General features: G+C 73.8%; 26 protein-coding genes and 3 pseudogenes. 17 read left to right on the forward strand and 12 right to left on the reverse strand.

Features of this window, described 5'->3' with window-relative positions:
- Nucleotides 1–44: 44 nt before the first annotated feature.
- The 3 genes from OO57_RS16055 to OO57_RS16065 all read right to left on the reverse strand — a co-directional run bounded on the left by OO57_RS16055 (nucleotide 45) and on the right by OO57_RS16065 (nucleotide 3,092).
- The gene (locus OO57_RS16055; RefSeq protein WP_033253154.1) at nucleotides 45–1,133 is read right to left on the reverse strand and encodes a hypothetical protein; all 1,089 of its coding nucleotides are present in this window, start codon (nucleotides 1,131–1,133) and stop codon (nucleotides 45–47) included.
- Nucleotides 1,130–1,972 (reverse strand): MBL fold metallo-hydrolase, encoded by an 843-nt coding sequence (locus tag OO57_RS16060; protein WP_081973712.1) that lies wholly within the window; start codon nucleotides 1,970–1,972, stop codon nucleotides 1,130–1,132. The genes OO57_RS16055 and OO57_RS16060 overlap by 4 nt, the downstream gene beginning before the upstream one ends.
- A 115-nt stretch (nucleotides 1,973–2,087) precedes the next feature.
- The gene (locus tag OO57_RS16065) at nucleotides 2,088–3,092 is read right to left on the reverse strand and encodes a GlxA family transcriptional regulator (protein ID WP_033253155.1); all 1,005 of its coding nucleotides are present in this window, start codon (nucleotides 3,090–3,092) and stop codon (nucleotides 2,088–2,090) included.
- Nucleotides 3,093–3,278: 186 nt separating this feature from the next.
- On the opposite strand from OO57_RS16065, the gene OO57_RS16070 reads away from it, so the two are divergent.
- A complete protein-coding gene (locus OO57_RS16070; protein ID WP_033253189.1) occupies nucleotides 3,279–4,439 on the forward strand; it encodes a damage-control phosphatase ARMT1 family protein in 1,161 nt (386 codons plus the stop codon).
- Here the strand turns inward: OO57_RS16070 and OO57_RS43855 are convergent.
- Together OO57_RS43855 and OO57_RS16080 are read right to left on the reverse strand one after the other, a co-directional pair.
- Nucleotides 4,436–5,260 carry a hypothetical protein gene (locus OO57_RS43855; RefSeq protein ID WP_033253156.1) on the reverse strand — a complete coding sequence of 275 codons (825 nt, stop codon included), beginning with the start codon at nucleotides 5,258–5,260 and terminating at the stop codon, nucleotides 4,436–4,438. The two genes, OO57_RS16070 and OO57_RS43855, sit on opposite strands and share 4 nt — an antisense overlap.
- Before the next feature lie 174 nt (nucleotides 5,261–5,434).
- Nucleotides 5,435–5,950, reverse strand: coding sequence for a DinB family protein (locus tag OO57_RS16080; RefSeq protein ID WP_033253157.1), 516 nt, complete (start codon nucleotides 5,948–5,950; stop codon nucleotides 5,435–5,437).
- A gap of 254 nt (nucleotides 5,951–6,204) precedes the next feature.
- Here OO57_RS16080 and OO57_RS16085 point away from each other — a divergent pair, with 254 nt between their 5' ends.
- Complete coding sequence (locus OO57_RS16085; protein ID WP_033253158.1) at nucleotides 6,205–7,155, forward strand: GNAT family N-acetyltransferase; 951 nt, start codon at nucleotides 6,205–6,207, stop codon at nucleotides 7,153–7,155.
- A gap of 37 nt (nucleotides 7,156–7,192) precedes the next feature.
- Complete coding sequence (locus tag OO57_RS16090; RefSeq protein ID WP_033253159.1) at nucleotides 7,193–7,927, forward strand: class I SAM-dependent methyltransferase; 735 nt, start codon at nucleotides 7,193–7,195, stop codon at nucleotides 7,925–7,927.
- Between the two features lie 157 nt (nucleotides 7,928–8,084).
- Here the strand turns inward: OO57_RS16090 and OO57_RS16095 are convergent, their stop codons facing one another.
- Nucleotides 8,085–8,978 (reverse strand): lysozyme, encoded by an 894-nt coding sequence (locus OO57_RS16095; protein WP_033253160.1) that lies wholly within the window; start codon nucleotides 8,976–8,978, stop codon nucleotides 8,085–8,087.
- A 329-nt stretch (nucleotides 8,979–9,307) separates the two neighbouring features.
- On the opposite strand from OO57_RS16095, the gene OO57_RS16100 reads away from it, so the two are divergent.
- The 4 genes from OO57_RS16100 to OO57_RS16115 all read left to right on the forward strand — a co-directional run bounded on the left by OO57_RS16100 (nucleotide 9,308) and on the right by OO57_RS16115 (nucleotide 13,036).
- On the forward strand, nucleotides 9,308–10,216 hold the full coding sequence (locus OO57_RS16100) for a metallophosphoesterase family protein (RefSeq protein WP_106974001.1): 909 nt from the start codon (nucleotides 9,308–9,310) through the stop codon (nucleotides 10,214–10,216).
- A 62-nt stretch (nucleotides 10,217–10,278) separates the two neighbouring features.
- Entirely contained in the window at nucleotides 10,279–11,460 is a 1,182-nt protein-coding gene (locus OO57_RS16105; protein ID WP_033253161.1) for a winged helix DNA-binding domain-containing protein, read from the forward strand.
- 40 nt (nucleotides 11,461–11,500) lie between these two features.
- Entirely contained in the window at nucleotides 11,501–12,115 is a 615-nt protein-coding gene (locus tag OO57_RS16110; protein ID WP_033253162.1) for a hypothetical protein, read from the forward strand.
- A 276-nt stretch (nucleotides 12,116–12,391) separates the two neighbouring features.
- Nucleotides 12,392–13,036, forward strand: a complete 645-nt coding sequence (locus OO57_RS16115; RefSeq protein WP_051777705.1) for a GNAT family N-acetyltransferase — start codon at nucleotides 12,392–12,394, stop codon at nucleotides 13,034–13,036.
- A gap of 67 nt (nucleotides 13,037–13,103) precedes the next feature.
- Here OO57_RS16115 and OO57_RS16120 read toward each other — a convergent pair whose 3' ends face one another.
- On the reverse strand, nucleotides 13,104–15,155 hold the full coding sequence (locus OO57_RS16120; RefSeq protein ID WP_033253163.1) for a glycosyl hydrolase family 28-related protein: 2,052 nt from the start codon (nucleotides 15,153–15,155) through the stop codon (nucleotides 13,104–13,106).
- A 99-nt stretch (nucleotides 15,156–15,254) separates the two neighbouring features.
- Complete coding sequence (locus OO57_RS16125; protein ID WP_081973713.1) at nucleotides 15,255–15,650, reverse strand: YkvA family protein; 396 nt, start codon at nucleotides 15,648–15,650, stop codon at nucleotides 15,255–15,257.
- Nucleotides 15,651–15,814: 164 nt separating this feature from the next.
- Between OO57_RS16125 and OO57_RS16130 the strand changes: the two genes are divergently transcribed.
- The gene (locus OO57_RS16130) at nucleotides 15,815–16,078 is read left to right on the forward strand and encodes a hypothetical protein (RefSeq protein ID WP_063737572.1); all 264 of its coding nucleotides are present in this window, start codon (nucleotides 15,815–15,817) and stop codon (nucleotides 16,076–16,078) included.
- Between the two features lie 34 nt (nucleotides 16,079–16,112).
- Here the strand turns inward: OO57_RS16130 and OO57_RS16135 are convergent, their stop codons facing one another.
- Nucleotides 16,113–16,697 carry an isochorismatase family protein gene (locus tag OO57_RS16135; protein ID WP_033253194.1) on the reverse strand — a complete coding sequence of 195 codons (585 nt, stop codon included), beginning with the start codon at nucleotides 16,695–16,697 and terminating at the stop codon, nucleotides 16,113–16,115.
- 170 nt (nucleotides 16,698–16,867) lie between these two features.
- A complete protein-coding gene (locus OO57_RS16140) occupies nucleotides 16,868–17,362 on the reverse strand; it encodes a glutathione peroxidase (RefSeq protein ID WP_033253164.1) in 495 nt (164 codons plus the stop codon).
- 274 nt (nucleotides 17,363–17,636) lie between these two features.
- Here OO57_RS16140 and OO57_RS16145 point away from each other — a divergent pair, with 274 nt between their 5' ends.
- The 8 genes and pseudogenes from OO57_RS16145 to OO57_RS45550 all read left to right on the forward strand — a co-directional run bounded on the left by OO57_RS16145 (nucleotide 17,637) and on the right by OO57_RS45550 (nucleotide 22,704).
- A complete protein-coding gene (locus OO57_RS16145) occupies nucleotides 17,637–17,981 on the forward strand; it encodes a hypothetical protein (protein WP_199811267.1) in 345 nt (114 codons plus the stop codon).
- A 200-nt stretch (nucleotides 17,982–18,181) separates the two neighbouring features.
- Nucleotides 18,182–18,679 (forward strand): hypothetical protein, encoded by a 498-nt coding sequence (locus tag OO57_RS16150; protein ID WP_234337362.1) that lies wholly within the window; start codon nucleotides 18,182–18,184, stop codon nucleotides 18,677–18,679.
- A 344-nt stretch (nucleotides 18,680–19,023) separates the two neighbouring features.
- Nucleotides 19,024–19,440 carry a hypothetical protein gene (locus tag OO57_RS44725; RefSeq protein ID WP_199811268.1) on the forward strand — a complete coding sequence of 139 codons (417 nt, stop codon included), beginning with the start codon at nucleotides 19,024–19,026 and terminating at the stop codon, nucleotides 19,438–19,440.
- Between the two features lie 406 nt (nucleotides 19,441–19,846).
- Nucleotides 19,847–20,347: a hypothetical protein gene (locus tag OO57_RS41115; RefSeq protein WP_081973715.1), complete on the forward strand. Its 501-nt coding sequence runs from the start codon at nucleotides 19,847–19,849 to the stop codon at nucleotides 20,345–20,347.
- Nucleotides 20,348–20,495: 148 nt separating this feature from the next.
- Nucleotides 20,496–20,648 (forward strand): hypothetical protein, encoded by a 153-nt coding sequence (locus OO57_RS43860; RefSeq protein ID WP_158715139.1) that lies wholly within the window; start codon nucleotides 20,496–20,498, stop codon nucleotides 20,646–20,648.
- 277 nt (nucleotides 20,649–20,925) lie between these two features.
- Nucleotides 20,926–21,531, forward strand: coding sequence for a hypothetical protein (locus OO57_RS40405; protein WP_063737573.1), 606 nt, complete (start codon nucleotides 20,926–20,928; stop codon nucleotides 21,529–21,531).
- 109 nt (nucleotides 21,532–21,640) lie between these two features.
- A complete protein-coding gene (locus OO57_RS16165; protein ID WP_033253166.1) occupies nucleotides 21,641–22,357 on the forward strand; it encodes a flavodoxin family protein in 717 nt (238 codons plus the stop codon).
- Between the two features lie 120 nt (nucleotides 22,358–22,477).
- Nucleotides 22,478–22,704 (forward strand): annotated as a pseudogene (locus OO57_RS45550) (type II toxin-antitoxin system RelE family toxin).
- A gap of 482 nt (nucleotides 22,705–23,186) precedes the next feature.
- Here OO57_RS45550 and OO57_RS16170 read toward each other — a convergent pair.
- Both OO57_RS16170 and OO57_RS47385 read right to left on the reverse strand, forming a co-directional pair.
- Nucleotides 23,187–24,683 (reverse strand): annotated as a pseudogene (locus OO57_RS16170) (family 43 glycosylhydrolase); the annotation flags it as partial.
- A gap of 39 nt (nucleotides 24,684–24,722) precedes the next feature.
- Nucleotides 24,723–25,247, reverse strand: a pseudogene (locus OO57_RS47385) (RICIN domain-containing protein); the annotation flags it as partial.
- A 282-nt stretch (nucleotides 25,248–25,529) separates the two neighbouring features.
- Here OO57_RS47385 and OO57_RS16175 point away from each other — a divergent pair.
- Nucleotides 25,530–26,816 (forward strand): phytase, encoded by a 1,287-nt coding sequence (locus OO57_RS16175; protein ID WP_033253168.1) that lies wholly within the window; start codon nucleotides 25,530–25,532, stop codon nucleotides 26,814–26,816.
- The last annotated feature ends 37 nt before the right edge of the window (nucleotides 26,817–26,853 follow it).

Consider the following 26,853-nt stretch of genomic DNA (forward strand, 5'->3'; position numbering starts at 1 on the left):
GGCGGTAGCCGGGCCAGGGTGCCCGGGGCGCGCCCGGGGCACGGTCAGGGGCCGGCGGGGCGGCGGTCGGCCGGGCGGCGGGGCGGGATCGGGGTGGCGGGGAAGTCGCGGGGGCCGGTCCACAGGGCCGGGACGGCGTCCGCGCGGCGGGCCAACTCGTAGGCGACCGCCTCGTAGTTGACCCGCCAGCCGCGGAAGTGCGGCCAGGCCTCGGCGACCGTCCGCTCCAGGCCCATGCCCGCGGAGGTGACCAGCTCCGCCGCCGCGTCGAACTCCGCGAAGGACAGCCGGATCGGGCCGTCCGGGTCCGGGTCCGGTTCGAAGGGGATGCGCAGCGCCGTCGCGATGTCGCGCAGCGCGGTGAACCCGGCGCGCAGCAGCAGCCGGGCCTCGGGCGGGGCCGAGCGCGGGTTCAGGGCCAGCTGCATCGCGGCCGCGTCCATCACCGCGATCAGGCCCACCACCCAGCTGCGGTACGGCTGCGGCGAGCGGAACGAGATCAGCACCGGGTAGTTGGAGTGCCCCTCGCCGAGGTCCGCCGCCAGCCGCTCCCAACTCCGGTACAGCTCCGGCAGTTCGCCCTCGGTGCGCACCAGCGCCTGCCGGGCCAGCAGCTCCGGGCCCCAGGCCGGCTCGCCCGCCCGCGACTGCAGCAGCGTCACCTCCAACTCCCGCCGGTTGTACGCCCCGTAGAGCGTCGGCAGGTAGGCGATCAGCAGCGCGATGATCAGCGGGCCGTTCGCCGCCGCCAGGAAGTCGATCACCGACAGGTGCAGCCGGTCGCCGCTGGCGAAACCCAGCGTGAACAGGCTCGACCCGGCCTCCCGGAACGCCACCCGCCACCCCAGCTCGGACGTCCCGCGCAGCAGCAGCGTGTACGCGCACAGCGTCGACACCAGCCAGCAGCCCAGCATCCCCAGCAGGATCAGCGGCGCCAGCCAGGTCTGCGCCCGGTCGATCGCCCGGTAGCCGCCGAGCGGCGCCGCGACCGCCCGCACCACCCGGCGCAGCACCGACCACAGCCGGATCACCAGCGCCGAGTACAGCCCGCGCGGCACCACCAGCGTCCGCAGGATGCTGGCCGCGGTGGCCAGCAGCAGGACGGCCCCGGCCAGCGTGAAGATCACTCTCATGCGGTCATTGTGACGTCCGGTCGGCCTGGGCCGGACGAGGGTCCGGTCGCCGGTCCGTCCGCAGCCCCGTCCGCCGGTCCGGTCGCCGGTCCGTCCGCCGGGCGGGTGCGCAGTCGGCCGCGGGCCGCCAGCCGGTCGAGGCGGCGCTGTTCGGCGGCGGCCCAGCGGGTGGCCCGCTCGGGGGTGAGCGAGGTGCCGTGGCCGACGTGCAGCCGGGTCGGCCGGAGGGCCAGCATCGCCCGCAGGCTGGCCAGGTTGGCCCGCCGGTCGTCGTGGAAGGGCGGGTTGGCGGGGCGTCCGGGCAGCAGCCCCATGAACGAGTTGGCGATCAGGTCGCCCGCGACCAGCTCGCCGTCCCCGGTCAGCACCGACACCGCCCCCGCCGTGTGGCCGGGCGTCGGCACGATCCGGGCGTCCACCCCGAACTCCGCGAGCGCCGTCGGCCCGTTCACCAGCACGTCCGGCACGAACGGCTCGGCCCGCACGTGCAGGGCCCGGCCGCGGGCCATCAGCCGCCCCATCGGCCCGGTCGGCAGGTACGGCTCGCGCACCCGGCCGGTGGTGTACGGGGGCAGGTCGGCGACGTGCGCGGCGATCGGCGCCCCGGTCAGGCGGCGGAGCTCGGCGGCCGCGCCGAAGTGGTCCAGGTGCCCGTGGGTGACCACGAGCAGCGCGAGGTCGGTCGGGTCGACGCCGTGGGCGGCGAGCAGCTCGGTGACCCGGCGGCCGCTGCCGGGCGTCCCGGCGTCCACCAGGACGGGGCGGCGGCCCTTCAGCAGGTAGGTGTTGACGGCGCGCCGACCCAGGACGGGCAGGCGGACGACCTCGATGCGGGGCATGCGGGTTCTCCTGAACGGTGAAGTGGGTTCCGGACATCGGACACGGGGTGTCGCGGGGCGGTGCGGCAGGTCTCAGCGGCTCTCGGCGGCTCTCGGCAGGTCTCGGCAGGTCCTGTCAGGTCTCAGCGGGCGGGGCCGGGTGCGGGCGGAAGCGGCGGCGGTACTCGGCCGGGGTGGTGCCGGTGCGGCGGCGGAACGCCCGGTGCAGGGTCTCCACGGTGCCGAGCCCGCAGACCGCGGCGACCTCGGGCAGCGTCCGGGAGCCGTCCTCCAGCAGGCGGCGGGCGGCCTCCACCCGCAGCTCCTCCAGGTAGCCGGCCGGGGTGCGCCCCGTGTCGGCGCGGAACACCCGGCCGAAGTGGCGCACGCTCAGGTGCACCCGCCCCGCCATCTCCTCCAGCGGGACGGGCCGGTGCAGGTTCTCCACCAGCCAGCGGCACAGTTCGCCGATCCGGTCGTCGGCGCCGTCCTGGACGGACAGCGGAACGCTGAACTGCCGCTGCCCGCCCGGCCGTTTGACGTACATCACCATCGCCCGGGCGGTCTCCAGCGCGACCTGCGGGCCCAGGTCCTCGGCGACCAGGGCCAGCGCCAGGTCCAGCGCCGCGGTCACCCCCGCGCAGGTCCAGATCCGTCCGGAGCGGATGAAGATCGGATCGGCGTCGACCGCGACCTCCGGGTGCTCGGCGGCCAGCTGACCGGCCGTCAGCCAGTGCGTGGTGGCCGGGCGCCCGGCCAGCAGCCCCGCCGCGGCCAGCACGTGCACGCCCGCGCACACCCCGCCCAGCCGCCGGACGTGCGGTGCCGCCCCCGCGACCCAGCCGACCAGCTCAGGCGGGACGACGGCCCGCAGCACCCCGCCGTCCGGCGCCATCGCCCCGGCCACCAGCAGGGTGTCGACCCCCGGGCCGACCTCCGCCAGCGCCCGTTCCGCGACCAGCCGCACCCCCGCCGCCGTCACCAGCGGCCCGGCCACGGGCGCGACGACCTCCACCCGGTACCCGGGCGCGGCCGGACCGGCCAGCCGGGAGGCGACCGAGAAGACCTCGGCCGGACCGGTGACCTCCAGCAGCTCGACCCCGGGGAAGGCGGCGATGACGACGGTGCGCGGCTCGGACACACCACGATCCTCCCGGCGGCGGCACCGCGGCCACAAGGACGGGTCCCTGACGGATCAGGACACCGCCGGGCGGGTGGCCCGGCCGCCCGACGCCCGCCGCCCGGCCGCCACCACCGCGGGCCGCCCGCGTGAAAGCATCGGGACGACCGCCCGCCGCCCGCGAGAGAACCGAGCCCCGACGTGCCCGTGCCGACGCCCCCCGACGCGCCCGTGATCCGCATCGACGCCCCCGGCTCCTTCCCCCGCGCCGTCTTCCGGGAGCGCCACCCCGTCCTGGTCCGGCAGGTGCTGGACGCGCTGCCCTACGGCCCGCGGCAGCGGGCGGCCCTGGAGGAACTGCTCGCGCGCAGCACCGGCGGCGCCCCGCTGGAGCCGCTCGGCCCGGACGCGCCCGACGCCGCGCAGTGGCGGGCCTGGGGCGGAGGGCTGTGGGGGCGGCCGTGGGACGAGGCGCCGTTCCTGTGGGCGGAGAGCTGGTTCTACCGGCTGCTGCTGGAGGCCACCGGCTACTTCCGTCCGGACGGCGCCTGGCGGGGGGTCGACCCGTTCGCACCGTTCAAGGCCGCCGAACTCACCGGCCCCGCCGTGGACGCCGAACTGGCCGCCCTGGACGCCCTGCCCCCCGACCCGCGCCCCGCCCTGCTGGCCGCCGCCCTGTGGGGCAACCGCGCCGACCTCAGCTTCCAACTCACCGCACGCGACGGCGACCGGGCGCCCGACCTGGTCGCCGACGACGGCGCCCGGCTCTGGGCCGCCCTCGAACGCGCCCCGGGCGGCCGGGTCGGCCTGGTCGCCGACAACGCCGGACGGGAACTCCTCCCCGACCTGGTGCTGGCCGACCACCTGCTCACCTCCGGCCTCGCCGGACACGTCGCCCTGTACGTCAAACCCCAGCCCTACTTCGTCTCCGACGCCACCACCGCCGACGCCCTCGTCACCCTCGCCCGCCTGCGCACCGCCCCCGGCCGGGCCGCCGCCGCGACCGGCGAACGCCTGTGGCGGGCAACGGCCGACGGCACCCTGACCCTGCGCACCCACCCGTTCTTCTGCGCCCCGCTGCCCTACGCCGCGATGCCCGCCGACCTGCGCGCCGAACTCTCCGGCGCCACCCTGACGATCCTCAAGGGCGACCTCAACTACCGCCGCCTGCTGGACGACCGCCACTGGCCCGCCACCACCCCCTTCGCCGCCCTCACCGCCCACTTCCCCACCCCCGTCGCCGCCCTGCGCACCCTCAAGTCGGACGTCCTGGCGGGCGTCGCCCCGGACACCCTCGCCCGCCTCGACGCCACCGGCCCCGACTGGCGCACCAACGGCCGCCACGCCCTCGTCCAGGTCCGCGCCTAGGCTGCCCGGTCCGCCCCCGGTCGCCCCTGGAGCGCGGCGCCGTAGCCCGTCGACCCCGCCAGCAGTCGGCGGTGGCCCGCCGCGCCGGGCTCCCGCGCGGCGGTGCGGCGGGCGATCCGGCGCGCCTCGGCCAGCACCGGGGCGGCCTCCGGCAGGTGGTCCGGGTGCTCCAGCGGGAAGGCGAGGGCGAGCAGGTCGCGGACCTCCCCGTCCGGGCAGGCGGTGAAGCACTCGGCGGCGGCCAGCCAGAACCGCGGCCACAGGTCGGCGTACGGCTCGGCGGGCCGGTGGGCGAGCCGCAGCGCCTCCAGGTAGCGCTCCGGCAAGCGCTCGCGGGGGAGCGGGGCGCTGCGGTGCTCCGCCGCCAGGACGGCGAGCGGGGCCGGGTCGCGGTGGAAGGGCAGGTGGTAGGCGGCCGCGGCGGCGTTCCCGCGCTGCTGCCAACTCCCCTGGTGCATAAGGGCGGTGAGACCCTCCAGGGTGGCCCGGTGGCCGATCGCGCCGACCAGCGGACCGATCAGCTGGGCGTTCCACGGCCGCTCCCGCACGAGCAGCCCCAGCACCCGCCCGGCCAGCCGCGCGGTCGCCGCCCGGTCCGCCCCCAGCGCCGCGCCGAGCGCCAACCGGGCGGCCTCGACCCGCTCGTAGGCGTCCTGGCCGTCCCGGCCGTCCCGGTCGTCCCGGTCGTCCTGGTCGTCCTGGCTGTCCTGCTCGTCCTGGCCGTCATGTCCGCCCCGTCCGGTGCCGCGGCGCTCCGCCTCGGCCAGCAGCGCGCCGAACGCATCCAGCCGGGTGGTCAGTTCGGCGTCCTGGTCGGTCAACTCCGTTGCCCCTCCGTCCGATCCGCGCCGCCCCGTAGTCGTCCTCCCGGACGCCGGTGCCCACGACGACGTCCACGCGCCCGGGATCGCCCGGCGTGGGCCAGTGGGCCAGGGCGGGCGTGTCCTCCAACTCCCAGTAGCGGGCCGGCCCGCCGTCCGAGGGGGCCGCGGGGTTCAGGCGCCGGTGCGGCCGTCGAGCAGCTCGCGCAGGACGTCCAGGTGGCCGTTGTGGCGGGAGGTCTCCTCGATCAGGTGCAGCAGGATCCAGCGCAGGTCGACGTGGCGGCCGTCGCGGATCGGCTGCTTCGCGGTGGCGTCCAGGCCGTGCGCGGCGACCAGCTCCCGGAAGCGGGCGGACTGCTCCTCGTACTCGGCGAGCAGTTGCGGCAGCGGGACGTCGACCGCGGTGCGCATCTCCGGGTCCGGGTCGTCCTCGGTGGCGTGGACGAGCGGCCCCTGCTCCTCGGCGCCGAGGAGGACCACCTCCAGCCAGTAGTGCTCGACCCAGCGCAGGTGGCTGATCAGGCCGCAGGGCGTCATCAGCGGGGAGCCGGGCAGCGGGGAGCGGCGGGCGTCCTCCGCGGAGAGGCCCTCGCACTTGGCGCGGGCGGTGGCCCGGGCGTAGTCGAGGAAGGTGGTCAGCTGGGTGCGCTCGTCCCAGGAGGGCGGCGTGTCGGTTCGCTCGGTCATCGCGGGCAGTCTGCCCGACCCCTGACGGGACGTCGACGGGTTTTCGCCCGGACGTCGACGGGTTTTCGCCCGGACGGCGCCGGGGCGCGGCCCGGGAGAGGGTGCACCCCGGCCGGGCGGCGAGCAGCGGGGCGGCGGCGAAAACCGGTTGGGGGAGCGGGGCGCGGACGGGTAGAAAGGCCGGGTTTGCCGGACGGGCGACGGGACGACGTCGCACGAGGGTGCACGAGGGTGCACGAGGAGAGGAGCACGGCATGGCACTGCCGGACGGAATGACGGTGCGGCCCGCCGCGGTCGCGGACGCGGCGGAGGTCTGCGCGCTGCTGAACCGGGTGGACGAGATCGAGACCGGCGAGGCGGGCACCGACCTGGCCGAGGTCGAGCAGGAACTCGCCCACCCCGAACTGGACCTGGCCGCCGACAGCTGGCTCCTGCACGACGGCGACGGGCAGTTGGTCGGCTACGGGCTGGTGCGCGACCGCTCCGGCGGCGAGCGGATCGACCTCGACCAGTACCTGCTGCCCGACCAACTCGCGGGCGGACTCCACCTGTTCGACCTGATGGAGGCCCGCGCCGCCGAACTCGCCCGCGGCAACGGCGCCGAGCGGGCCGTGCTGCACCTGCTGCTCAACAGCACCCCCACCACCGACACCGACGCGATGCGCGCCCGCGGCTGGCGGCTGGCCCGCCGCCACCACTCCCTGCACCGCGCGATCTCCCCGGCCACCGACCCGCTGCCCGAGCCCCCGGCGGGCGTCCGGCTGCGCGACTGCACCGAGGAGGCCGACCGGCAGGTCGCGCACCGGCTGATCCAGCAGACCTTCGCCGAGCACTACGACTTCAAGCCCCGCACGTACCGGCAGTGGCTCCAGGACATCGGCGCCGAGACGGTCGACTGGTCCCTGGTGTGGGTCGCCGCGCTCGACGGCCACGGCGACGTCGCCGTGCTGCGCACCGGCGTCCGGCCGCCCGGCACCGCCTGGGCGTCCAACATCGGCGTGCTGCCCGCCGCCCGCGGCCGCGGCCTCGGCGGCCACCTGCTGCGGCACTTCTTCGCCGCGCACGCCGCCCGCGGCCTGACCGGCGCCGGCCTGGGCGTCGACACCGAGAACGCCACCGGCGCGATGGAGCTCTACCTCAAGAACGGCATGGAGCTCCAGTTCGCGGTCGACACCTGGGAGTTGGTGCTGCCGACCGCAGCCTGAACCCCGCCCCCGCCACCAGCAGAGGAGGACGCCGACCGTGTACGACGCCCGCACCGCCGCCGACTACCGGGCGGCCCGTGAACTCCCCCGCGAAGGCCTGACCGCCTGGCGGGAGGCGATCGCCGAGCACGCCGCGCCCCGCCCCGGCAGCACCCTGGTCGACGTCGGCGCGGGCACCGGGGCCTTCGCCACCGCCTTCCGCGACTGGTACGGCGTGCACGTGCTGGCCGTCGAACCGGCGCCCGCCATGCGGGAGTTGATCCCGGCCGGGGAGGGCGTCACGGTGCTCGACGGGCGGGCCGAGCAGCTGCCCGTCGCGGACGCGGCCGCGGACGCCGCCTGGCTCGGCTCCGTCCTGCACCACCTCGCCGATCTCGACGCCGCCGCACGGGAGTTGCACCGCGTGCTGCGCCCCGGCGCCCCGGTGCTGATCCGCAACGCCTTCCCCGGCCGGTGCGAACGCGACCTGCGGGTGCGGTACTTCCCCGAGACCGCCGCCGGGATCGACGACTACCCGAGCGTGCGGCGGGTCACCGAGGCGTTCGCCGCGGCCGGGTTCACCCGGGTCGCCCTGCGCTCGCTGCCGCAGCGCTCCGCCCCGACCCTGGCCGCGTACGCCGCGGGCCTGCGCCGCGCCGCCGACGGCAAGCTGCGGGCCCTGGACGACGACGCCTGGGAGGCCGGGCTGGCCCGGCTGCGCCGCGCGGCCGCCGAGCGGCCGGAGGAGCCCGCCGTCAGCTGGATGGACCTGCTGGTGCTGCAACGGAGTTGAGACGGCCGCCTCGCCGCACACCGCCTCGCCGCACACCGCCTCGCCGAGCCCCGGCACCCGCCCGCGGCCGGTGCGGGGCGTGTTCCGGCCGGGGGCGGTGCGCGGTGCGAACGCGGTGCGAACGGCGTGCGGGCGGTGCGGGCGGTGCGCGGTGGCGTCAGCCGTTGGCGAGGGCCTGGACGCGGTCGAGCGCGCCGTTGAAGTAGTCCTGGTCGCCGGGCAGCGTGCCGGAGTCGGAGTACTGCCAGATGGTCTGGTACGTCCAGCCGGCCGGGAGGGTGCCGACCGCGGTGGAGTAGCGGGCTATCCAGAGCGGGCTGGTGGCGGCGAAGGAGCTGTTGTTGCCGGTGCAGGTGCTCCACCAGTTGGTGGTGGTGTAGATCACCGGGTAGCGGCCGGTCTTGGTGTGCACGGTGTTGGAGAAGTCGCGGATCCAGCTGACCATCCCGGCCTGGCTCAGGCCGTAGCAGGTCGCGCCGTACGGGTTGTACTCGATGTCGAGGGCGGGCGGCAGGGTCTTGCCGTCCTTGGACCAGCCGCCGCCGTGGGCGACGAAGTACGCCGCCTGGGTGGCGCCGCTGGAGACGTTCGGCAGTGCGAAGTGGTAGGCGCCGCGGATCATCCCGACGCTGTAGGAGCCGTTGTACTGCTGGGCGAAGTACGGGTTGGTGTAGCTGGTGCCCTCGGTGGCCTTGACGTACGCGAACCGGCCGCCGTTGGCGTACGCGGTGCTCCAGGCGACGTTGCCCTGGTAGCCGGAGACGTCCATGCCCTTGGTCTGGGTGGCGGCCAGTGCTGCGAAGGTGCTCGCGGTGTCGGCTGTGTCCGTCGCGCCGGTGTCCGCCGCGTCGGCCTGTGCGTTGCCGCGGCCCTCGTGGGCGGGGACGGTCGAGCCGGCGTAGTCCAGTTCGGGGTGGAAGCCGGGCGGGGTGGCCGGCTTGGCGGCCTGCGCGGGGGCGGCGACGGCGCCGAGGGTGCCGGCGAGCAGGGCGGCGGTGGCGGCCGCGGTGGCGGCGCGGCGCAGGGCGCGGGTGGTGCCGGAAGCGGGCATGACGACTCCTCAATCCGGTGGCGGCGGCCGGGGTCGGCCGCATGCGGAGAAGATATAGTCATGGCCCCGTCAGTCAACAGAGTGTTGAAACCACATATCGAATGAACGTATGTAGAGCGAACATCCATAGGTGTGACAATTGAACGCCCGTACTTCGCAAAGATGTTGACGGAGCGACAGGAGCGACAGGAGTGGCGACCCGCTGGCGCACCCACCCGCCCCGGCGGTAACGTGTCGACGCGCGTCCCGCTGCCGGGACGACCGGAACGGACGTGGACCAACCGAAGCGGGCCCGGGCGACCGGCCCGGCGCGAGGAGACGGGGGAGCGGTGCCGGACGGACGCCTGCTCGCGGTGAGCGACCTGCACGTCGGCATCGCCGAGAACCGGGCCACCCTGGAGGCCCTGCGCCCCACCGGCCCCGACGACTGGCTGATCGTCGCCGGGGACGTCGCCGAACGCGTCCGCGACGTCGAAGCCGCCCTGCGCCTGCTCGCCGACCGCTTCGCCAAGGTCGTCTGGACGCCCGGCAACCACGAACTGTGGAGCACCGCCGACGACCAGGCCGACCTCGCCGCCCCCGCCCGCTACCGGCTCCTGGTCGAATGCTGCCGCGCCCTCGGCGTCGCCACCCCCGAGGACCCGTACCCCGTCTGGCACGGCCCCGACGGCCCGTACGCCGTCGCCCCCGTCTTCACCCTCTACGACTACAGCTGGCGGGTGCCCGGCGTCACCGACAAGCAGCAGTCGCTCGCCCGCGCCCACGCCAACGGCATCGTCTGCACCGACGAGTACCGGATCGACCCCGCACCGCACCCCGCCGTCGAGCACTGGTGCCGCGAACGCGTCGAGGCCACCGAGAAGGCGCTCGCCGCCCACGACCCCGCCCTGCCCCTCGTCCTGGCCAGCCACTGGCCGCTCGACCGCCGCCCCACCGACGTCCTCCACCACCCCGACTTCGCCCAGTGGTGCGGCACCGACCTCACCGCCGACTGGCACCGCCGCTACAACGTCGCCGCCGTCGTCTACGGGCACCTGCACATCCCCCGCACCACCTGGTACGAGGGCGTCCGCTTCGAAGAGGTCTCGCTCGGCTACCCGCGCGAATGGCGCCGCCGCGGCCACCCGCGCGGGCTGCTCCGCCAGATCCTCCCGCACCCCGCGCCGCCCGAGCAGCCCGTCCCCGCGCCGCCCGCCCCGCCCGAGCAGCCCGTCCCCGCGCCGCCACCTGCGTCCTGAACGCCGTTGACGGTGGCGGGCGCTAGCCTTCGCGGGAGAAACGGCACGGGGGAGGCAACACGGTGGGAACGCTCGAACTGACGACGGACCAGGTGCTGCGGTGGCGCCTGCACCGGCAGCACCTCGGCGCGGCGCCGACGGCCGACGGCCCGCCCACCGACACCGCCTCCGCCTCCGCCGCCGATGTCGCCGCCGTCGTCTCCGTCGTCGAACGGCTCGCCGGAGTGCAGGCCCAGGTCCCGTCCGCCGCCGAGCTCGCCGTCGCCCTGCGCACCGGCCCCGCCGCCCCCGCCGCCCTGCGCACCGCCCACGCCGAGGGCCGCCTGCTGCGCACCTGGGCCCAGCGCGGCACCCTGCACCTGCTCGACCCGCGCACCGCGGCCGACGCGCTCGCCCTGATCGGCTCCGCCCGCACCTGGGAGAAACCCGCCTGGGTCAGGGAGTTCGGCGCCACCCCCGCCCAGGTCGCCCAACTCGTCGAGGCCGTCGGCGAACTGCTCGACGGCACGGTCCTGACCAGGGAGGAGCTCACCGCCGCCCTCGCCGCCGACCCCCGCTTCGCCCCGCTCGCCGAACAACTCGCCTCCGGCTGGGGCACCCTGTTGAAACCCCTCGCCTGGCAGGGCGTGCTCTGCCACGCACCCGCCCCCGGCGGCCGCGCCGCCTTCACCCATCCCGCCAGCCACAGCCCCGACTGGCCCGGCCTCCCCCCGGTCGACCAGGCCGGCCCGCGCCTGCTCACCGCCTACCTCGGCGCGTACGGCCCCGCCGGGCTCGACCGCTTCGACGCCTGGCTGTCGCGCAACAGCCTGCGCAAGACCGTCCTCAAGGGCTTCGCCGCCGCCCTCGGCGACCGCCTCACCGACGTCACCGTCGACGGCGCACCGGCCCTCGCCCTCACCGAGCACCTCGACGACCTGGCCGCCACCCCGCCCGCCCCGAGCGTGCACCTGCTCGGCCCCTACGACCAGTACGTGCTGGGCCCCGGCACCAAGGCCACCGAGATCCTCCCCGCCGCCCACCGCACCGCGGTCAGCCGCACCGCGGGCCGGATCGCCCCGCTCCTGCTCGTCGACGGCCGCATCACCGGCACCTGGGAGCAGGACGGCCCGACCGTCACCGTCACCCCCTTCGACCAGCCCCCGCCCGGCACCGGACTGCGCGCCGCCGCCGAACGCCTCGCCACGGCCACCGCCGCGCCCGGCCTCACGGCCCGGGTGGACGCACCGACCACCGGAGGATGAGCCGCCCGCCCACCGGCACCCCCCACGGAGAGGAAGGGACATGACGCCCCCCACGACGGCACCCCGACCCACCCGCTCGGTGCGCGCCCTGCTGCGCACCCCGTTCCGGGCCCGCACCTACCGCTACCTCGGCTTCGCGCTGTGCGCCCCGCTCGGCGCGCTCCTGCTCTACGCGAGCACCCTCGCGATGCACTACGCCGTCACCCACGGCGCCGAACCGGCCGCCCCGCTGATCCTGCTCGCCGCGCTCCTCCTCACCGGGCTGCTGCTCCCCGCCTTCGACCGCCTGCGCATCCGCTGGTTCTTCGGCGAGCACCTCCACGGCCCCACCACCTTCCGCCGCGGCGCCGCCCACCTCCTCACCGGCACCCTGCTCAGCGCCCTCACCGCGGCCCTCACCCTGGGCTGGGCCCTCGTCTCCGCCCGCAACCTCAGCTACCCCCTCTGGGGCTGGCGCTCCTACCCCGACCCCGCCTGGGGCGGCCCCACCCCCCTCGGCGTCGTCACCACCCACTTCCTCGGCGGCGGCCTCACCGTGTTCTTCCTGCTCCCGCCGCTGGTCGTCTGGCTCACCGGCCGCCAACTCGCCCTCGCCCGCCGCCTGCTCCCCGCCACCGCGCAGCCGCACCCGCAGCCCGTCCCGGCCCCGCAGTAGGCCGGCCGCCGACCGGAGGACGCGCCCGCCGGGAGCGGGACCAGCAGGACCAGCGGGAGCAGGACCAGCGGGAGGGGGAGCGGGAAGCGGCGCGGCCGACCCCCGGCCCGGGGCCGACCGCGCCGGTCGGTGGGGGACGCGCTCCCGGCGTCCCGGACGTACGCATCCGGCCCCCGGGCTCGCGGTCCCGGCGGCGGGGCGCGCTGTGGCACCATGGCGGTTCCGGCGCCCCGCCGTGACGGCGCCGCCAGCAACCCCCGCCGAAGGAGAGCGCCGATGACCGCCGCCGAGCCGACGTCTACCCCGACCGCCCCGCCGGTGGCAGCCGCCGGGCCGGTCTTCCGGACGGCCGGGCCCGCGGACGTCCCGGCCCTGGTGGCGCTGGTCGAGTCGGCGTACCGGGGAGAGTCCAGCCGGGCGGGCTGGACCACCGAGGCGCACCTCCTGGAGGGGCAGCGCACCGACGAGGCCGCCGTGGCCGAGCTGCTGGGGCGCCCCGACTCGGTGGTGCTGCTGGTGGACGGGGACGGCGGCGGCCCGGTCGCCTGCTGCCACGTGGAGCGGCGCGGCACGGCCGCGTACTTCGGCATGTTCTCGGTCTCCCCGACCGCGCAGGGCGGGGGCCTGGGGCGGCGGGTGCTGGCCCGGGCCGAGGAGTGGGCCCGGGTCGAGTGGGGCGCGACCGCGATGGAGATGACGGTCATCGAGCAGCGCCCCGACCTGATCGCCTGGTACGAGCGGCGCGGGTTCGCCCGCACCGGGGAGTTCGAGCCCTTCCCGTACGGGGACGAGCGCTTCGGCGTGCCACTCCGCACCGACCTGCGCTTCGCCAAGCTGGCGAAGCAGCTGGCCGCACCGTCCACACAGCTCGCCGCACCGTCCGCGCAGCTCGCCGGGCCGTCCGCGCAGCGGTCGCGCTGACCGCCGCGCCGACGGCCCGGGCACTACCGCTGCCGTTCCCGTTCCTGCTTCCGCCCCTGCTCCCGCGTCACCACTTCGACGGCGCGGGCGGGGCGACCACCGGCGGGCGGTCGTCGCAGGTGAGGGTGTTGGGCAGCTCCCAGGAGGCCAGCCAGTCGCCGGTGGTGCCGCCGCCGGAGTTGCCGCCCAGGTCGGTGACCGAGAACTCGGAGCCGGCCGGGGTGAAGTGGAAGGTGCCGCAGTTGTTGATGCCGACGGCGCCGACGTTGCGGGCGGTCACGTCCTGGAAGCTGGCGGACCCGGCGACGCGGGCGCTGAGCACCGAGGTGCCGGTGCCGTCGATCTTCACGTCCTTGAACGCCAGGTTGGACAGCTCGTACTGGTCCTTCACGCCCCACTCGGCGACCGCCATGATCGCGTTGTAGGTGGAGTCCAGGTAGTGGTCGCCGGTGACGGCGACGTCGGCGTCGATGTCCCGGTCGAGCACCTCGAACCAGATCGCGCCGAGGCCGATGTTCCAGTTCAGCTCGTACGTCCCGGCCCGCACGGTGGTGTTGTCGGTGAAGTGCAGGTACCCGGCGAACGGCTCGGCCCCGAAGCGGGAGCCCGCGTGCAGGCCGGAGCCCTCGCGGACCGGGTCGGCGACCAGGTTGTTCGAGACGGTGGTGTCGGTGCCGCCGTAGACGGCGATGGCGTTGGCCAGGGTCGGCGACTGCACGGTGTTGTGGTCGATGGTGATCCGGGCGTCCGCGGTCTTCTCCGACCAGAGCGCGATGCCGTCGTCGCCGGTGTTGCGCAGGAAGTTGTCGCGGATCAGCGAGTCGGTGACGCCGGTGTGGAAGTTGATGCCGTCGGCGACCTGGTCGGCGATCTGGTTGCCGGTGATCGTCAGGTTCGTCATCGGGCCGTCCAGCCAGATGCCGACCTTGGTGTGGTGGATGTACAGGCCCTCGATGCTGGAGTCGCTGAACGCGCCGCCGACGCCGTTGACCTGGTCGGTGTCGATCCGCTCCCGGACGTCGCCCTCGATGGCGAAGCCGGAGAGGTGGACGTTGCGGCTGCCGCCCTGCGCCGCGTCCTTGCCGTAGATGCCGACGCCGGTGTGCACGCTCCCGTCGGGGGCGGGGGTGGCCAGGGTCTGCTGGGTGCCCTTGAGCACGGTGTACCAGCTGCCCGCGCCGACCAGCGTCACGTCGTCGACCACCAGGTGGCGGTTGACCTGGAACACGCCCGGCGGCAGGTAGACCGGCAGGTGCAGGGCCTTGGCGAGCTCGACCGCCCGCTCGATCGCGTCCGCCGAGTCGCGCCGCCCGGTCGGGTCCGCGCCCAGCGCCAGCACGTTGACGGCCTTCCGCTCGACGTGCGGCGCGGCGACCAGCTGCGAGTCCAGCAGGTCGATCGCCGCCCAGGGCGCCTTCGACCCGGCGGGCAGCGCGACGCGGACCCTGTCGCCCGCCCTGTAGGTGCGGCCCAGCAGCAGCCGCTGCTCGTCGTACATGTGGCCGGGCCGGAACGGGGTGGCGACCGTCGGCGCGGGGGTGGTCGCCGCGGGCACGCAGCCGCACTCGGTGATCCACCAGTCCGGGTGCAGCAGCCCGGCCTTCGGGTCGTTGGTGAACGGGTACTGGTTGTACAGCCAGGAGTACTGGCTGGTGGCGGAGAGCTGGCGGCGGTCCCTGCCGTTGACGGTGACGTCCAGCGGCGCGGTGGTCCCGCCGCCGTCCGCCGCGTCCGGGAGGCTGTAGCGGACGGTGATCGCGTTGGCGGCCGCGGGCAGGGTGAACTCGACGTACTGGCCGGGGGCCAGCTTCACCGCGCTGCGGCCCGAGGCCTCCGCGGCCAGGGTGTACGCGGTGCGGTCGGCGGCGACCACGCTGCCGGTGGTGGCGGCGTGCTCGGCCTCCTGCTCCTGGAAGTCGACCCGGGCGCCGCGGCCCGCGGTCAGCGCCGGGTCGATCCCGGCCCGGGTCACCACGGCGCCGCCGGACGCGGACGCGGCCTGCGCGGCCGGGGCACACAGCGCCACCCCCAGCCCGAGCACGGAGGCGACCACGACCGCCCCGGCACGGGCCGAACGGGGGAGGACGGAACGGGAGGGGGAGGCGGGGGCAGCAGTCATCGGGGACCGGCTCTCTGAAAGGCGTGGTGGAGGTGAGCCGACAGTAGGGGGGCGTGCCGCACCACCACAAGAGAGTTGCGCAGAAATTTCTACCCGATGTCAGATTCTTGCGACCGAAGAGTCAATCGTTGCGGTGCGATCGGCCTTCCACTCCACGTACCGGCCCGACTCCCGGGTCAGGCCCGCCAGGAACCACAGCAGCAGCGCCGTGTCGTCGCCCCACCCCAGCAGCGGCAGGAAGTCCGGCACCGCGTCGACCGGACTGAGCAGGTAGACCCCCACCGCCAGCGTCAACGCCGCCAGCTTCCCCGGCCCCACCCCCGGGTACCGCCCCGCCAGCGCGTCCCGCACCAGGCGCGGCAGCGCCCGCACCCGCGCCACCGGCCCCGGCGCGCCCGGCCGCCGGGCCTCCCGGTACAGCCCCCACGCCGACCGCGTCACCGCCAGCCCGTCCAGCCCCCGCACCCGGGCCGCCCTGCCCTTGCCACTGCCCATGGGGACCTCCCGGGACGAACGCGTCGATTCCCTCCACGGTACGGGACCGCACCCGCCGGACCCGGGCCCGTACCGAAACCGCGACACACCCGTGCGGACCCGGGACACGCCGCCCGGCGCGCCGTGGGAGTGCGCCGCACGGGGGCACGGCCGATGCTGGCCGCATGACGAGCACGAACGCGAGCACGAGCAGCAGCAGTGGCGGTAGTGCCGCCGAGGAGCCCCTGGTCCGGGTCGCCGAGTTCCGCACCGACAGCCGCTACCGGCTGGTCCACTTCCGGGACGCGGGCTGGAAGCCGCTGGCCCCCGAGGAGTTCGAACCCGAGGTCCACCGCCACTTCCCCGACCTCGACCCGCGCGACCCCGCCCGGGTGCACTGGGACGACCGCCCCTGGGAGTGGCCCGCCTGGCACCCCGGCGAAGCCTGACCCGCGCCCCCGGGCGCGCCGCTCAGCGGGTCGCTCAGCGGGTCGCGGCCAGCAGCGCCAGCACCTCCGCGGTGGTGCCGGTCTCGCCCAGCCGCGGGAAGACCCGCTGCACGCTGTTGCGGTGCGCCTCCGCGTCCAGGTCGCTCATCGCGTCGACCGCCAGCGTCACGTGGTAGCCGTGCTCGTGCGCGGCCCGGGCGGTCGACTCCACGCCCATGCTGGTCGCCACGCCGGTCAGCACGATCTGCGTCACCCCGCGGCGGCGCAGCTGCACGTCCAGGTCGGTGCCGTGGAAGGCGCCCCAGTTGTGCTTGGTGACCACCAGGTCGGACGGGTCCAGCAGCTCGTCGGAGAGCTTGTCCCACCCCGCGGGCCGGGCCGCCCCGGAACCGCCCCGGTTCTGCTCGGTCCGCCCCGGCGGCACGTCCCCGCCGTCCGCGGCGAAGGACACCCGCACCAGCACCACCGGCAGCTTCGCGGCGCGGAACGCCCCGGCCAGCGCGATGCTGCGCTCCAGCACCTCGCGGGCCGGGTGCGGGGCGGTGGGGGCAGCCAGGATGCCCTGCTGGAGGTCGATGACGACCAGGGCGGTGTTCGGGTCGAGCGCGGTGACGGACACGGCGGGCCTTTCGTCGGGGCGGTGCGCGAACGGCCCGGGGCCCGGACCGTCCAGTTCCACTGCGCAGGTTACCTGCACAGTTCGGACGGCCCGGGCCCCGGGCCTCGGGCCCAGCCCGCTCCGGCTCGGCCTCCTCGGGCCCACCCCGCTCCGGCTCGGCCCGCTCCGGTTCAGCCCGCCAGCTGCGCCTCGATCGCCGCCACCAGCTCCGCCGACTCCGGCTCGGTCCGCGGCCGGAACCGCCCCACCACCTCGCCGTCCGCCGACACCAGGAACTTCTCGAAGTTCCACTGCACGTCCCCGGCCTCGCCCGTCGCGTCCGCGACCTCGGTCAGCCGCGCGTACACCGGGTGCCGGTCCGCCCCGTTCACGTCGATCTTCTCGAACAGCGGGAACGACACCCCGTACGTCGTCGAGCAGAACTCCTGGATCTCCTCCGCCGACCCCGGCTCCTGCCCCATGAACTGGTTGCACGGGAACCCGAGCACCGTGAACCCGCGCTCCCCGTACTTCTCCTGCAACCGCTCCAGGCCCGCGTACTGCGGCGTCAGCCCGCACTTCGACGCCACGTTCACCAGCAGCAGCACCTTCCCGCGGTGCGCACCCAGCGAGGACGGCTCCCCCGCCAGCGTCCGGATCGGGAGCTCGAACAGCGAATCCACCATGACCTGCAACCTGCCTTCTCCGAGTCGACGTGCCAACGCCCCCGAACCTACCCCGTCGCCCCGCCCCGACGGGGCCTCCCGGGCCGCCGCGCCCCGGACCGGAGCACCGGGGCCGCGCGGGTGAGCGGCGGCCGACTTCACCGCCGCTGGTGCGGCGTCCGGCCGTTTCACCCGACGAGGAGGGACAGTGGACGGGACCCTCGGCCGCGGACCGCCCCCGGGCCGGGGCGTGTTCCGCCGCCTGACGGCCACTCCTCCGCAGGGGAACACATCGATGACCGACACCGGCACGTCCTGCCGCGACCTCCGCGCTGCGGTGATCAACTGCACGCTCAAGCGGCCCCCGGAGCGTAGCCACACCCAGGGGCTGATCGACATCAGCACCGGCATCATGGAGCGCCAGGGCGTGCAGGTCGAGGTGCTGCGAGCGGTCGACCACGACATCGCCACCGGCGTCCGGCCCGACACGACCGAGCACGGCTGGGAGGCCGACGAGTCGCCCGTCCTCTACTCCCGGCCCCTGAACACCGACATCCTCACCCTGGTCGGCCCGCTCTGGGCGGGCGGAACACTCTGCCTGCCGCCAATCCCGCGTCGTCCGCGACGAGGACCCGCGTGACCTGACCTCCGTCCAGTCCCAGGAGCACACCGGTCGGGCCTGGGCCGCACGGGAGGTGTCCCGAAACAAATGATCTTGACGGCTCTGTTTCCGATGATGGGGATCTGTGAAATTGGCTCTGACCGGAGTTCCGTGAACGCTCCTGTAGGTTCTTCCGGGCTCGCGCGAGCGGGTTCCGGCGAAGGTAAGAGGGAGTGACCGTGGCTGACGAACGGCTTGATGCCGAGTGGCTTCGCGGCTGGTGTGAGCAGACGGATGCGGCGCTCGCGAAGCTGATGGGGTCGTTCCAGACGCGGTTCGGCTTCGAGCCGGCCAGCAACGTGGTCGTGCTCGCTGCGGAGGCGAGCCATCATGCCACCGACGAACTCGTGGAGTTGACGCCGATTCCCTCGGACCTGACCACGATGTACTGGGTGATCGACGAGGTCTCCTTGCCCGATGTGCAGAGCGGCTACTTCATCCACCCGGCCTCGCTGGTCGCGGACCACTTCCGCGAGTACGGGACCGTCCAGATCGACGGGGAAGAGCCAGCCCTGGTCTTCGCCAGCGACGGGGGTGGCCATCTGTTCGCACTGGCGGGCTCCGGGCGGATCTGGAGGTCAACCACTGCCTCGTGGTTCGACCGGTTCGACCTTGCTGCGGCCACTCTCCAGGAGTTCCTTGAGGGGCTCTCTCGGCAGATCAGCGGCCAGCTCTGACAGTTGGGAGAAAGGCGAGTCGACTCAAGGTCGGAGGAGGACCCGGATCTGCAGGAGTCGGAACGAGGCCCGTCCGCACATGGCTCTTTGAGTGTTTTAACCCGGTTCACGTTGCCTTCGACCTTGCCGGAGCTCCAATCGAGGGTGAGGCCGGCGGTGATGGCGGCGAGGCCCTGGCGGAGGAATCCGGCGAACGAGCGCATCGGTGCGGAGGCGTCCTGGTCGGCCTGGTCGATCCAGTCCGGCAGGAGCGTGCCGAGGCGGTTGGTCGTGAGGTCGTGGAAGCATCGGGCCAGGTCGTAGGCGCGGGCGGGTTCGGCGGTTCCCTCGCGCGGGGAGGCGACGTGGCGGCGCACGGCCAGGACGCTGCCCCGGTAGGCGCGTTCGGTGATCTCGCGGAAGAGTTGCTGGGCGCTGGTGCATCCGGCGGTGAACCGGCTGTTCAGGTAGGGCTTGAACGGGCCGATCAGCCCCTGCTTGCTGGCGCCGAACTCCCTTGCCGATGCGAGGAGTTCGTCCAGATGGGTGATCTTGAAGCGGCGGACGGTCTTGCGGTCGAGCCCCGAGCGGCGGGCGATGGCGCTGATCGTCCACTTCTGCTCCAGCGGGCGGTGGACGTCCGTGTAGCGGTTGCGGGTGCGTTCGACGATCGGGGTCCGGGGCAGTTGGAGAACCGGCAGCTTGATTGTCGGCGGCCCGGGCGACACTTCCTGGTCGCCGTGTTTGCACAGGCAGGAGCGGTGCTGACGTACACGGTCTGATCGCTGATCCCGAGGTCGGCCGCGACCTGCTCGACCGGCCGTCCGGCGTCGATCAGATCAAGGACCTTGCGGCGGAACTCGGGCGGGTAACTACGGGGCGCGCACGCCTCCCTGGTTCATCGGAATGTCTCCTGTCCTGCAAGCCGACTCCTCCGAACTCGGGGCACATCAAGGTCTCTATCGAACCCGGAACGGCTCAGGTCCGCTTCTCGCGGATCGCCATCCGCGGCAGGGCCTGAGCCACGACACCCGATCGGCAGAAACCCGTGCTCGCGCCGCCATCCGTCCGGGCGGCACATCAGGTTGAACATGTTCAAATCTGATGCCATGATGAGGCGCTCTCGACCGATCCGCCTGCCCCTTCGTGCTGTCGGCCGGATGTGTTCGCACACGTTGAACAGGACAGATGGCCATGCTCAAGAAGGCGACGCCGAGGCGTTGGCGGTGGGTCGTACTCGGCGCCGTGGCCCTGCTCGCGCCGCTGGCCCTCCTCTCGGCAGCACGTGCTGGCCTGGTGGGCTACCAGCGCCCCGACGAAGTCACGGTCGACCAGAGCGACATGCTCGGAACCTGGAAGGACGGCTACGGCATGACGTTGCAGCTGGGACCCGACCGCCGGGCCACCGCTGACGGCATTCCGGGCACGGCCCCGTGTGAACGCGACGGCACTTGGATGTTCTACGTCCGCCTCGAATCCGGCACCTTCGTCACCGAACGGAGCGCCACCGAGGGGCAGGTGGCATCCGCCACCTTCGGCGAGTCGGTGGATTGCCACTTCGACCTGAGCGTCTTCCGCATCCACGGCGAATACGTCCTGTGCACGGTGGAGGACCCGGACAGCTACTGCACCGACCGCGAACTCCTGCACAAGACTCCCGAACCCAATGCCCCCGCCGCCGTCCCGTGATCGAAGCCGGGGTCGACGCCGGCGAGCGGGACGGCCTTACCGGCGACGAGCGCGAGGAACTGGCGCGGCTGCAGCGGGAGAACCGCTGCCTGTGAGAGGACGTCGAGGTTCTCAATCGGGCCACGGCTTTCTTCGCGACGGCGACCCGGTGACGGTCCACCCGTTCATCGAGGCGGAGCAGCAGGCAGGCCACAGCGTCAAACGAGCGTGTGAACTGCTCAGGGTCTCCCGTGCCGCCTTCTACGCCCGCCGCAACGGCGAACCCGGGCCCCGCGCCGTCCGCGACGCCGAGCTGACCTAGGAGATCACCGAGATCCATGCCGCACTCAGGGGGAAGCTACGGAGCCCCGCGCGTCCACGTCACCCTCTGGCAAGGCCGTGAACGGTGCGGGCGGCGCCGTGTCGCGCGGCCGATGCGCCAGGCCGGGCGGCAGGCCGGCACGGCCGGCCTGCCGCCTTCACACCGCGGCGGGCCGGTCCCCGGCTGGGCCGGGCTTCGAGACAAGGGGAGACGGCCGAGCCAAACCGCGCCGGATCCGGATGCTCTCACCACTCGACGAGAGGTGAGGAGGCGTCCTGTGGCGACGTACCGTTGTGCGACATCCGGTCTTCCGGCGGCCGTTGAGCGGATCAGCGTGATGGCCGGGGGAGGGTGGTGCTTCGTCACCTGCAGCCGAGAGGGCGCAGTTGCGGTCGCTTCGGCGCCGGGCGGCAGGACCGACGAAGCCGACCCCCGCGGTTCCTCGCCCACCCGCATGGTGAGGACCGGAGCTGATCCCCTCTCGATCACGATGCGGGGAGCCGAGCCGATCTCGTTCCGGATGGTGCACCGGGGCGTCCGGGGCAACGGCAAGGTTCGGGTGGGTCACCGGAATTGCCACCGCCCTGCTGCTCTCGGCGCCAAGCAGCGCGGTTGCGGTACGGGCCTGGCGGAGAAGCGCTCTGCTGCCAGGTCCGGCCACGGCGCGAAGCCCGAGATCAAGATCGCGTTCCGGCTGACCGAGGCGCCTTCGTTCGGGGTGTTCGAGTTCGCCACCTCGTCGTGGACGCTGGAACCCGTACTGCGGGCGTTCGCGGAGGGCCGGGCGTCGCTGCGATGCGAGCTCAGGATCGAGTCCCGCTGCTTCGAGACGTCCGACGGCGTGCAAGTGACGTACCACGAGCCGGTGCTCGTCCTCGGCTGAGCCGTTGGAGCGGGATCACGGTCCGACCGGGTGAGCCTGTCAGCCGGTCGGACCCGTGGCTGGTGAGCTGACCCGAACGACCTGAGCAGCAGCAGAAGGAGAGGAAGCCATGCCCGCGCCTGGCACGTCGTACGGTGACCTTCGAGCCCTGGTGATCAACTGCACGCTGAAGCGATCGCCGGAACGGAGCCACACCCAAGGGCTCATCGACATCAGCACGGGAATCATGGAACGCCAAGGCGTGTCGGTCGAAGTCCTTCGGGCCGTCGACATCGACATTGCGACCGGCGTGTGGCCGGACATGACGGAGCACGGGTGGGAGAGCGACGAGTGGCCGGTCATCTACTCGAAGGTGATGGCCGCTGACATCCTTACGCTAGCCGGGCCTGTGTGGCTGGGAGACAACTCCTCCGTCATGAAGCGCGTCATCGAGCGGCTGTACTCCTGCTCGTCGGTCCTCAACGAGCACGGCCAGTACGCCTATTACGGCCGGGTCGGCGGCTGCCTGATCACCGGTAACGAGGACGGCGCGAAGCACTGTGCGATGAACGTGCTGTACAGCCTCCAGCACCTGGGGTACACGATCCCGCCTCAGGCGGACGCGGGCTGGGTCGGTCCGGCCGGGCCGGGGCCCTCCTACCTGGACGAGGGCTCGGGCGGGCCGGAGAACGACTTCACGAACCGGAACACCACGTTCATGACGTGGAACCAGCTGCACCTGGCGCGGATGCTGAAGGACGCGGGCGGGATTCCGGTGCACGGCAACCAGCGCTCCGAGTGGGACGCGGGCTGCCGCTTCGACTTCGAGAACCCCGAGCACCGGTAGGGATTTTCGCCGGACCTGGCGGTCCTGGTCGGCGGTGCTCTCACGGATGCGACAGCGAGGGGGACTTGGCAGTGGCGTCGGTGAGGGCGGCGGTGATCCGGTCGTCGCAGGCGAGCGTAGGTGTCGGCCGTCAACGCCGCCGCCCGGTTCCTCAAGGACGACCCGGAAGGCCTGCGGCAGCTCGTGGACTCCGTCGACCTGCTCGCACACTCCCCGCGGCCACCGGGCAGCGCGGAGTACGGCTCCGCGAACCTCCGCCGGATGCATGTGGGCCACTACCGCGTGATGTACGAGATCACCGGACCACCGTCACCATCATCGTCATTCACCTCGGCCGGATCGGCTGAACACACTCACAGTCACCACAACCCCGGTCGCTGGCAGAACCACCCCGCGGGCGCGGGGAGCAGTGGGGAGCAGCGCTGGACGTGCTCCCCGGCCACCGCCGCCCGGCCGCGGGGGCCCGAGGCGGTCGGCTCGGCGGTGGCGGTGGCGGGGGAGTCGGGAAGTGGGTGCGGGGGGCGGCCGGCGGCCTCGCGCACCGGGTGGCGGGCCGCCGGGCGGTCGCTCCGGTCGGCGGTGCCGCGGCGGCGAAGGCGGGTCCGCGCCGACTCCGGCCCCCCACCCGGTCCTTCACCGACCGCAAGGGCCGCTCGCCGAACTCGGCCGGGAGGCGCACCGCTTCTCCGACGGACAGCCGTGAGCCGGCCGGCGCGCCCCCCGGACCCGATGACCGTGCTGCGCCGCTTCCTGCTGGTCCGGGGAGTCCGCCGACCGTTCGCGACGCCGCGTCATGGCGGCGTCGCGCCGGACGGGCGGGAGCGCGCTGTCAGGGGGTGGTGAGGTCGAACCGGTTGACCGTCACCGAGCCGCCGAGCGCCTGCGTCGCGTAGTTGAAGACGGCGAAGCGGTAGCCGGGGTAGAACTGCCAGGCGTTGCCCATGGTGAAGCCGGGGCCGAGCCGGGTGAAGTTCACGCCGTCGGTGCTGTAGGAGAACAGTGCCTGCCGGCCCGTGCCGGGCCGGATGTCCGCGTTGACGCGCAGCCAGATCCGGCTGCCGGTGACGGCCGCGCTCGCCGCTTCGGTCCCGGTGCTCGTGGTGTTCCAGTTGCCGTCCATGGCCAGGCCGTTGGTCATGACCAGCCGGGTCACGCCGTTGTCCCGTCTGAGCCCGATCCAGGCCGACGAGTCGCGCAGCATCGCCAGCCCGGCCCGGTCGCCGTCGCGCATCCCGGAGGCGTCGAGCTGGACGGTGGCGGTGGAGGAGGGCCCGAGGATGCGGTGGGTGAGCGTGTTGCGGGCCGCGTAGAGGTCTCCGGTGACGGTCGCGGTCTGCAGGCGCAGCCCGTTGCCCGCGGACCACTTCGTGTTGTCCGGGTTGTGGTTCCACTCCCACTCGGGGCCGAGGGCGGCCGTCGTGAAGGCGTCGCTGCCGGTGGGCGGCTTGACGGTGTGCGAGGAGGCGGGGATGTTCGGGCGCGGGTAGGACGCCCCCCAGGCGCCGTTGACGGTCTGCAGGACGGGCCACCCGTCCGCCGTCCACGTCACGGGTGCCAGCACCGGGACCCGTCCGCCCGGGTAGGCGTCGACGAAGGCCATGTAGTACCAGTCGCCGTTCTGGGTCTGCACCAGTCCGCCCTGGTGCGGCACCCCGCCGCCGGCGATCGGCCCGGGGAGGTTGAGCAGGACCTGGTGCATCTCGTACGGGCCGAAGGGGCTGCTCGACTTGAGGACGTACTGGCCGTTGGCGGGGTGCGTGACGAAGATGTAGTAGCTGCCGTTGCGCTTGTAGAAGCGCGAGCCCTCGATGGTTCCGACGCTCGACGGCGAGGTGAACACCGGCTGGGCCTTCACCTGGCTCAGGCCGTCGGCGGACAGCTGCGCGACGCTGATCGTGGTGTTGCCGTACGCGACGTACATGGTGTCGTCGTCGTCGACGAGCAGGCCCGCGTCGTAGTAGCAGTTGTTGATCTGCGAGCGTTTCTGCCAGGTGCCGTCGACCGCCGTCGCGGTGTACACGTAGGTCCGGTTGTACTCGACGCAGCCGATCCAGTAGAAGTTCCGGTTGCTGGGGCGGTAGTTGAGGGCCGACGCGTAGACCCCCTTGACGTACGCCTGTCCCCCGCTGAGGTCGTACTTGGCGGAGCCGAAGTCGAGGCTCGGCACCGAGTGGCCGGCGAACTCCCAGTTCACCAGGTCGTAGGAGCGCAGGACGGGCGCTCCGGGCGAGTAGTGCATCGTCGAGGCCGAGTAGTAGTAGGTGTCGCCCACCCGGATGATGTCGCCGTCCGCCAGGTCCTCCCAGAGGACCGGGTTCGCGAACGTCCCCGTGCCGCCGCCGGTGACGGGGACGAGTTGCCACTGCTGGTTGGCGCCGCCCCAGTCCTGGTACTGCACCACCTTTCCGCCGTCCGCCGTGGAGGCGTTCTGGACCTCGACCGCCTTGCCGCTGTTGCGGTTGAGCAGCCGGATGTACCCGTCCGCCGAGTCAGCGAGCCGGAACTGCTGGTTGGTGCCGTTCAGGTCCGTCCACTGCACGACCGGCGCGCCGTCGGCCGTCGACCGGCCCTGGACGTCCAGCACCTTCCCCGAGTGCCGGTTCTGCAGCCGGAAGTAGCCGCCGCCCGAGTCGAGGAAGCGCCACTGCTGGTTGTCGGCGTTCGACCGCGCCCACTGCACCACCGACGAGCCGTCGGCGGTGCCGAAGTTGTAGTCGTCCATCGCCTTGCCGCTGCCGCGGTTGACCAGTACGTACCAGGTGCCGGTGTCCACCGTGGCCGCCGCCGCGGGCAGGGGCGTCACCGCGGCCAGCAGACCGGCGAGCAGTGTTCCCACCAGGGTCGCCACCCAGGCCGCCCGTCGGCGCGGGCCGTTTCGTCGGGTTCTCATCCCGTCTCCGATCGAATGGATTGTTAGCGCTAACAATTTTGCTCGGAGGGCACGGCGCACATGCCGGGGAGAAGAGCCCGCGCCCCCGCCCGGGGCTGCCCGCTGCAGTGAACACCTGTACCTGACAGCTCGTCAAGGCGTCCGGCGGCAACCGGTACGGGGAATCCCGCCGTCCGAGGGTTTCGCGGGTGTTCACCCGCCGGACACGAGCCGGTCGCGGTCGTGGCGAGCGGCCCGGAGAGCGTCGTCCCCGCCAGGTAGAACCTCGACGAAGGAACGACCATGACGACACGTCCGGCGGCCCGCATCTCGACCCTCGTGCTCTGCACGGCGCTGGCGGCCTCGTTCGCCCTCCCCGCCCGGGCTTCCGGGATCCCGGCCGTCCGGGCGAAGGCCGAGACCGCGCCGCTGTTCGACGACGAGGCCGGCGGCAACGCCAACGCGGACGATCCGGCGATCTGGCGCAACGCCGCCGACCCCGGCCGCAGCCTGGTGATCGCCACCGCCAAGCAGGGCGGCCTGCGGGTCTACGACCTGGACGCGCGGCAGGTCCAGTCGATCCCCGCCCCGGCCGGACCGGGCGAGGACGACAAGCCCGGCCGCTTCAACAACGTCGACCTGGTCCGGGGCCTGCGACTCGGCGGCGCCCGCACCGACGTCGCGGTGGTCAGCGACCGCGGCAACGACCGGCTGCGGATCTACCGCATCGACCGGGACGGGCCCGGCGGCCCGCTCACCGACGTCACCGACCCGGGAGCGCGGCCGGTCTTCTCCGCCGACCAGGCCGAGACCAACGAGCAGCGGACCGCGTACGGCCTGGCCACCTGGACCGACCGCGCCACCGGCCGCTCCTACGCGCTGGTCAGCCAGCGCAACCGCACCCGGATCGCGCTGCTGGAACTGCTCGCCACCCCCGCCGGCACCGTCGACTACCGCCAGGTGCGCACCCTCGACCTACCGTCCTCCTTCCGGCTGCCCGACGGCGCCACCTGGACCCCCTGCGCCGAGCCCGGCGAACTGCCGCAGGTCGAGGGCATGGTCGTCGACCCCTCCGACGGCACCCTGTACGCGGGGCAGGAGGACGTCGGCATCTGGCGCGTCGACGCGGGCCTGACGGGCACCCCGGTGCTGATCGACAAGGTGCGCGAGTACGGCGTCCCGGGTGCGTACGACGCGCAGACCGAGGAGTGCACCCCCGGCACCGACCCCGGCTACGGCGGCGAGCACCTGACGGCCGACGTCGAGGGCCTGACGCTGGTCACCGAGGCGGACGGCGACGGCTACCTGCTCGCCTCCAGCCAGGGCGACGACACCTTCGTCGCCTACGACCGCGAGCGCGACGACGACAACGAGTACGAGGGCGCCTTCCGGATCACCGCGGCCTCCACCGCCCTCGACGGCTCCGAGGTCTGCGACGGCGCCGCCGCCCTCAATGCCCCGCTCGGCACCCGCTACCCGCACGGCCTGCTCGTCGTCCAGGACGGCCGGGAGACCCCCGGCGACGGCGACCGCGAGGCCACCGGCTTCAAGTTCGTCGACCTCGGCGAGGTCCTCGACGCCGTCGACTGATCCGCGGACGCGGCGGGCGCACGGCGGCGCGCCCGTG

This window comes from Kitasatospora phosalacinea (assembly GCF_000717185.1).
In the GTDB taxonomy this organism is placed as follows: domain Bacteria; phylum Actinomycetota; class Actinomycetes; order Streptomycetales; family Streptomycetaceae; genus Kitasatospora; species Kitasatospora phosalacinea_A.

Excerpts from the sequence above, each read along its gene's own strand:
- OO57_RS16055 (WP_033253154.1), bottom strand. The coding sequence starts at position 1,133 with ATGAGAGTGATCTTCACGCTGGCCGGGGCCGTCCTGCTGCTGGCCACC.
- OO57_RS41115 (WP_081973715.1), top strand. The coding sequence starts at position 19,847 with ATGGCCATGCTCAAGAAGGCGACGCCGAGGCGTTGGCGGTGGGTCGTA.
- OO57_RS16130 (WP_063737572.1), top strand. The coding sequence starts at position 15,815 with ATGACGAGCACGAACGCGAGCACGAGCAGCAGCAGTGGCGGTAGTGCC.
- OO57_RS16140 (WP_033253164.1), bottom strand. The coding sequence starts at position 17,362 with ATGGTGGATTCGCTGTTCGAGCTCCCGATCCGGACGCTGGCGGGGGAG.
- OO57_RS16115 (WP_051777705.1), top strand. The coding sequence starts at position 12,392 with ATGACCGCCGCCGAGCCGACGTCTACCCCGACCGCCCCGCCGGTGGCA.
- OO57_RS16145 (WP_199811267.1), top strand. The coding sequence starts at position 17,637 with ATGACCGACACCGGCACGTCCTGCCGCGACCTCCGCGCTGCGGTGATC.
- OO57_RS16060 (WP_081973712.1), bottom strand. The coding sequence starts at position 1,972 with ATGCCCCGCATCGAGGTCGTCCGCCTGCCCGTCCTGGGTCGGCGCGCC.
- OO57_RS16095 (WP_033253160.1), bottom strand. The coding sequence starts at position 8,978 with ATGCCCGCTTCCGGCACCACCCGCGCCCTGCGCCGCGCCGCCACCGCG.
- OO57_RS16110 (WP_033253162.1), top strand. The coding sequence starts at position 11,501 with ATGACGCCCCCCACGACGGCACCCCGACCCACCCGCTCGGTGCGCGCC.
- OO57_RS16085 (WP_033253158.1), top strand. The coding sequence starts at position 6,205 with ATGGCACTGCCGGACGGAATGACGGTGCGGCCCGCCGCGGTCGCGGAC.
- OO57_RS16175 (WP_033253168.1), top strand. The coding sequence starts at position 25,530 with ATGACGACACGTCCGGCGGCCCGCATCTCGACCCTCGTGCTCTGCACG.
- OO57_RS16165 (WP_033253166.1), top strand. The coding sequence starts at position 21,641 with ATGCCCGCGCCTGGCACGTCGTACGGTGACCTTCGAGCCCTGGTGATC.
- OO57_RS16120 (WP_033253163.1), bottom strand. The coding sequence starts at position 15,155 with ATGACTGCTGCCCCCGCCTCCCCCTCCCGTTCCGTCCTCCCCCGTTCG.
- OO57_RS16125 (WP_081973713.1), bottom strand. The coding sequence starts at position 15,650 with ATGGGCAGTGGCAAGGGCAGGGCGGCCCGGGTGCGGGGGCTGGACGGG.
- OO57_RS16080 (WP_033253157.1), bottom strand. The coding sequence starts at position 5,950 with ATGACCGAGCGAACCGACACGCCGCCCTCCTGGGACGAGCGCACCCAG.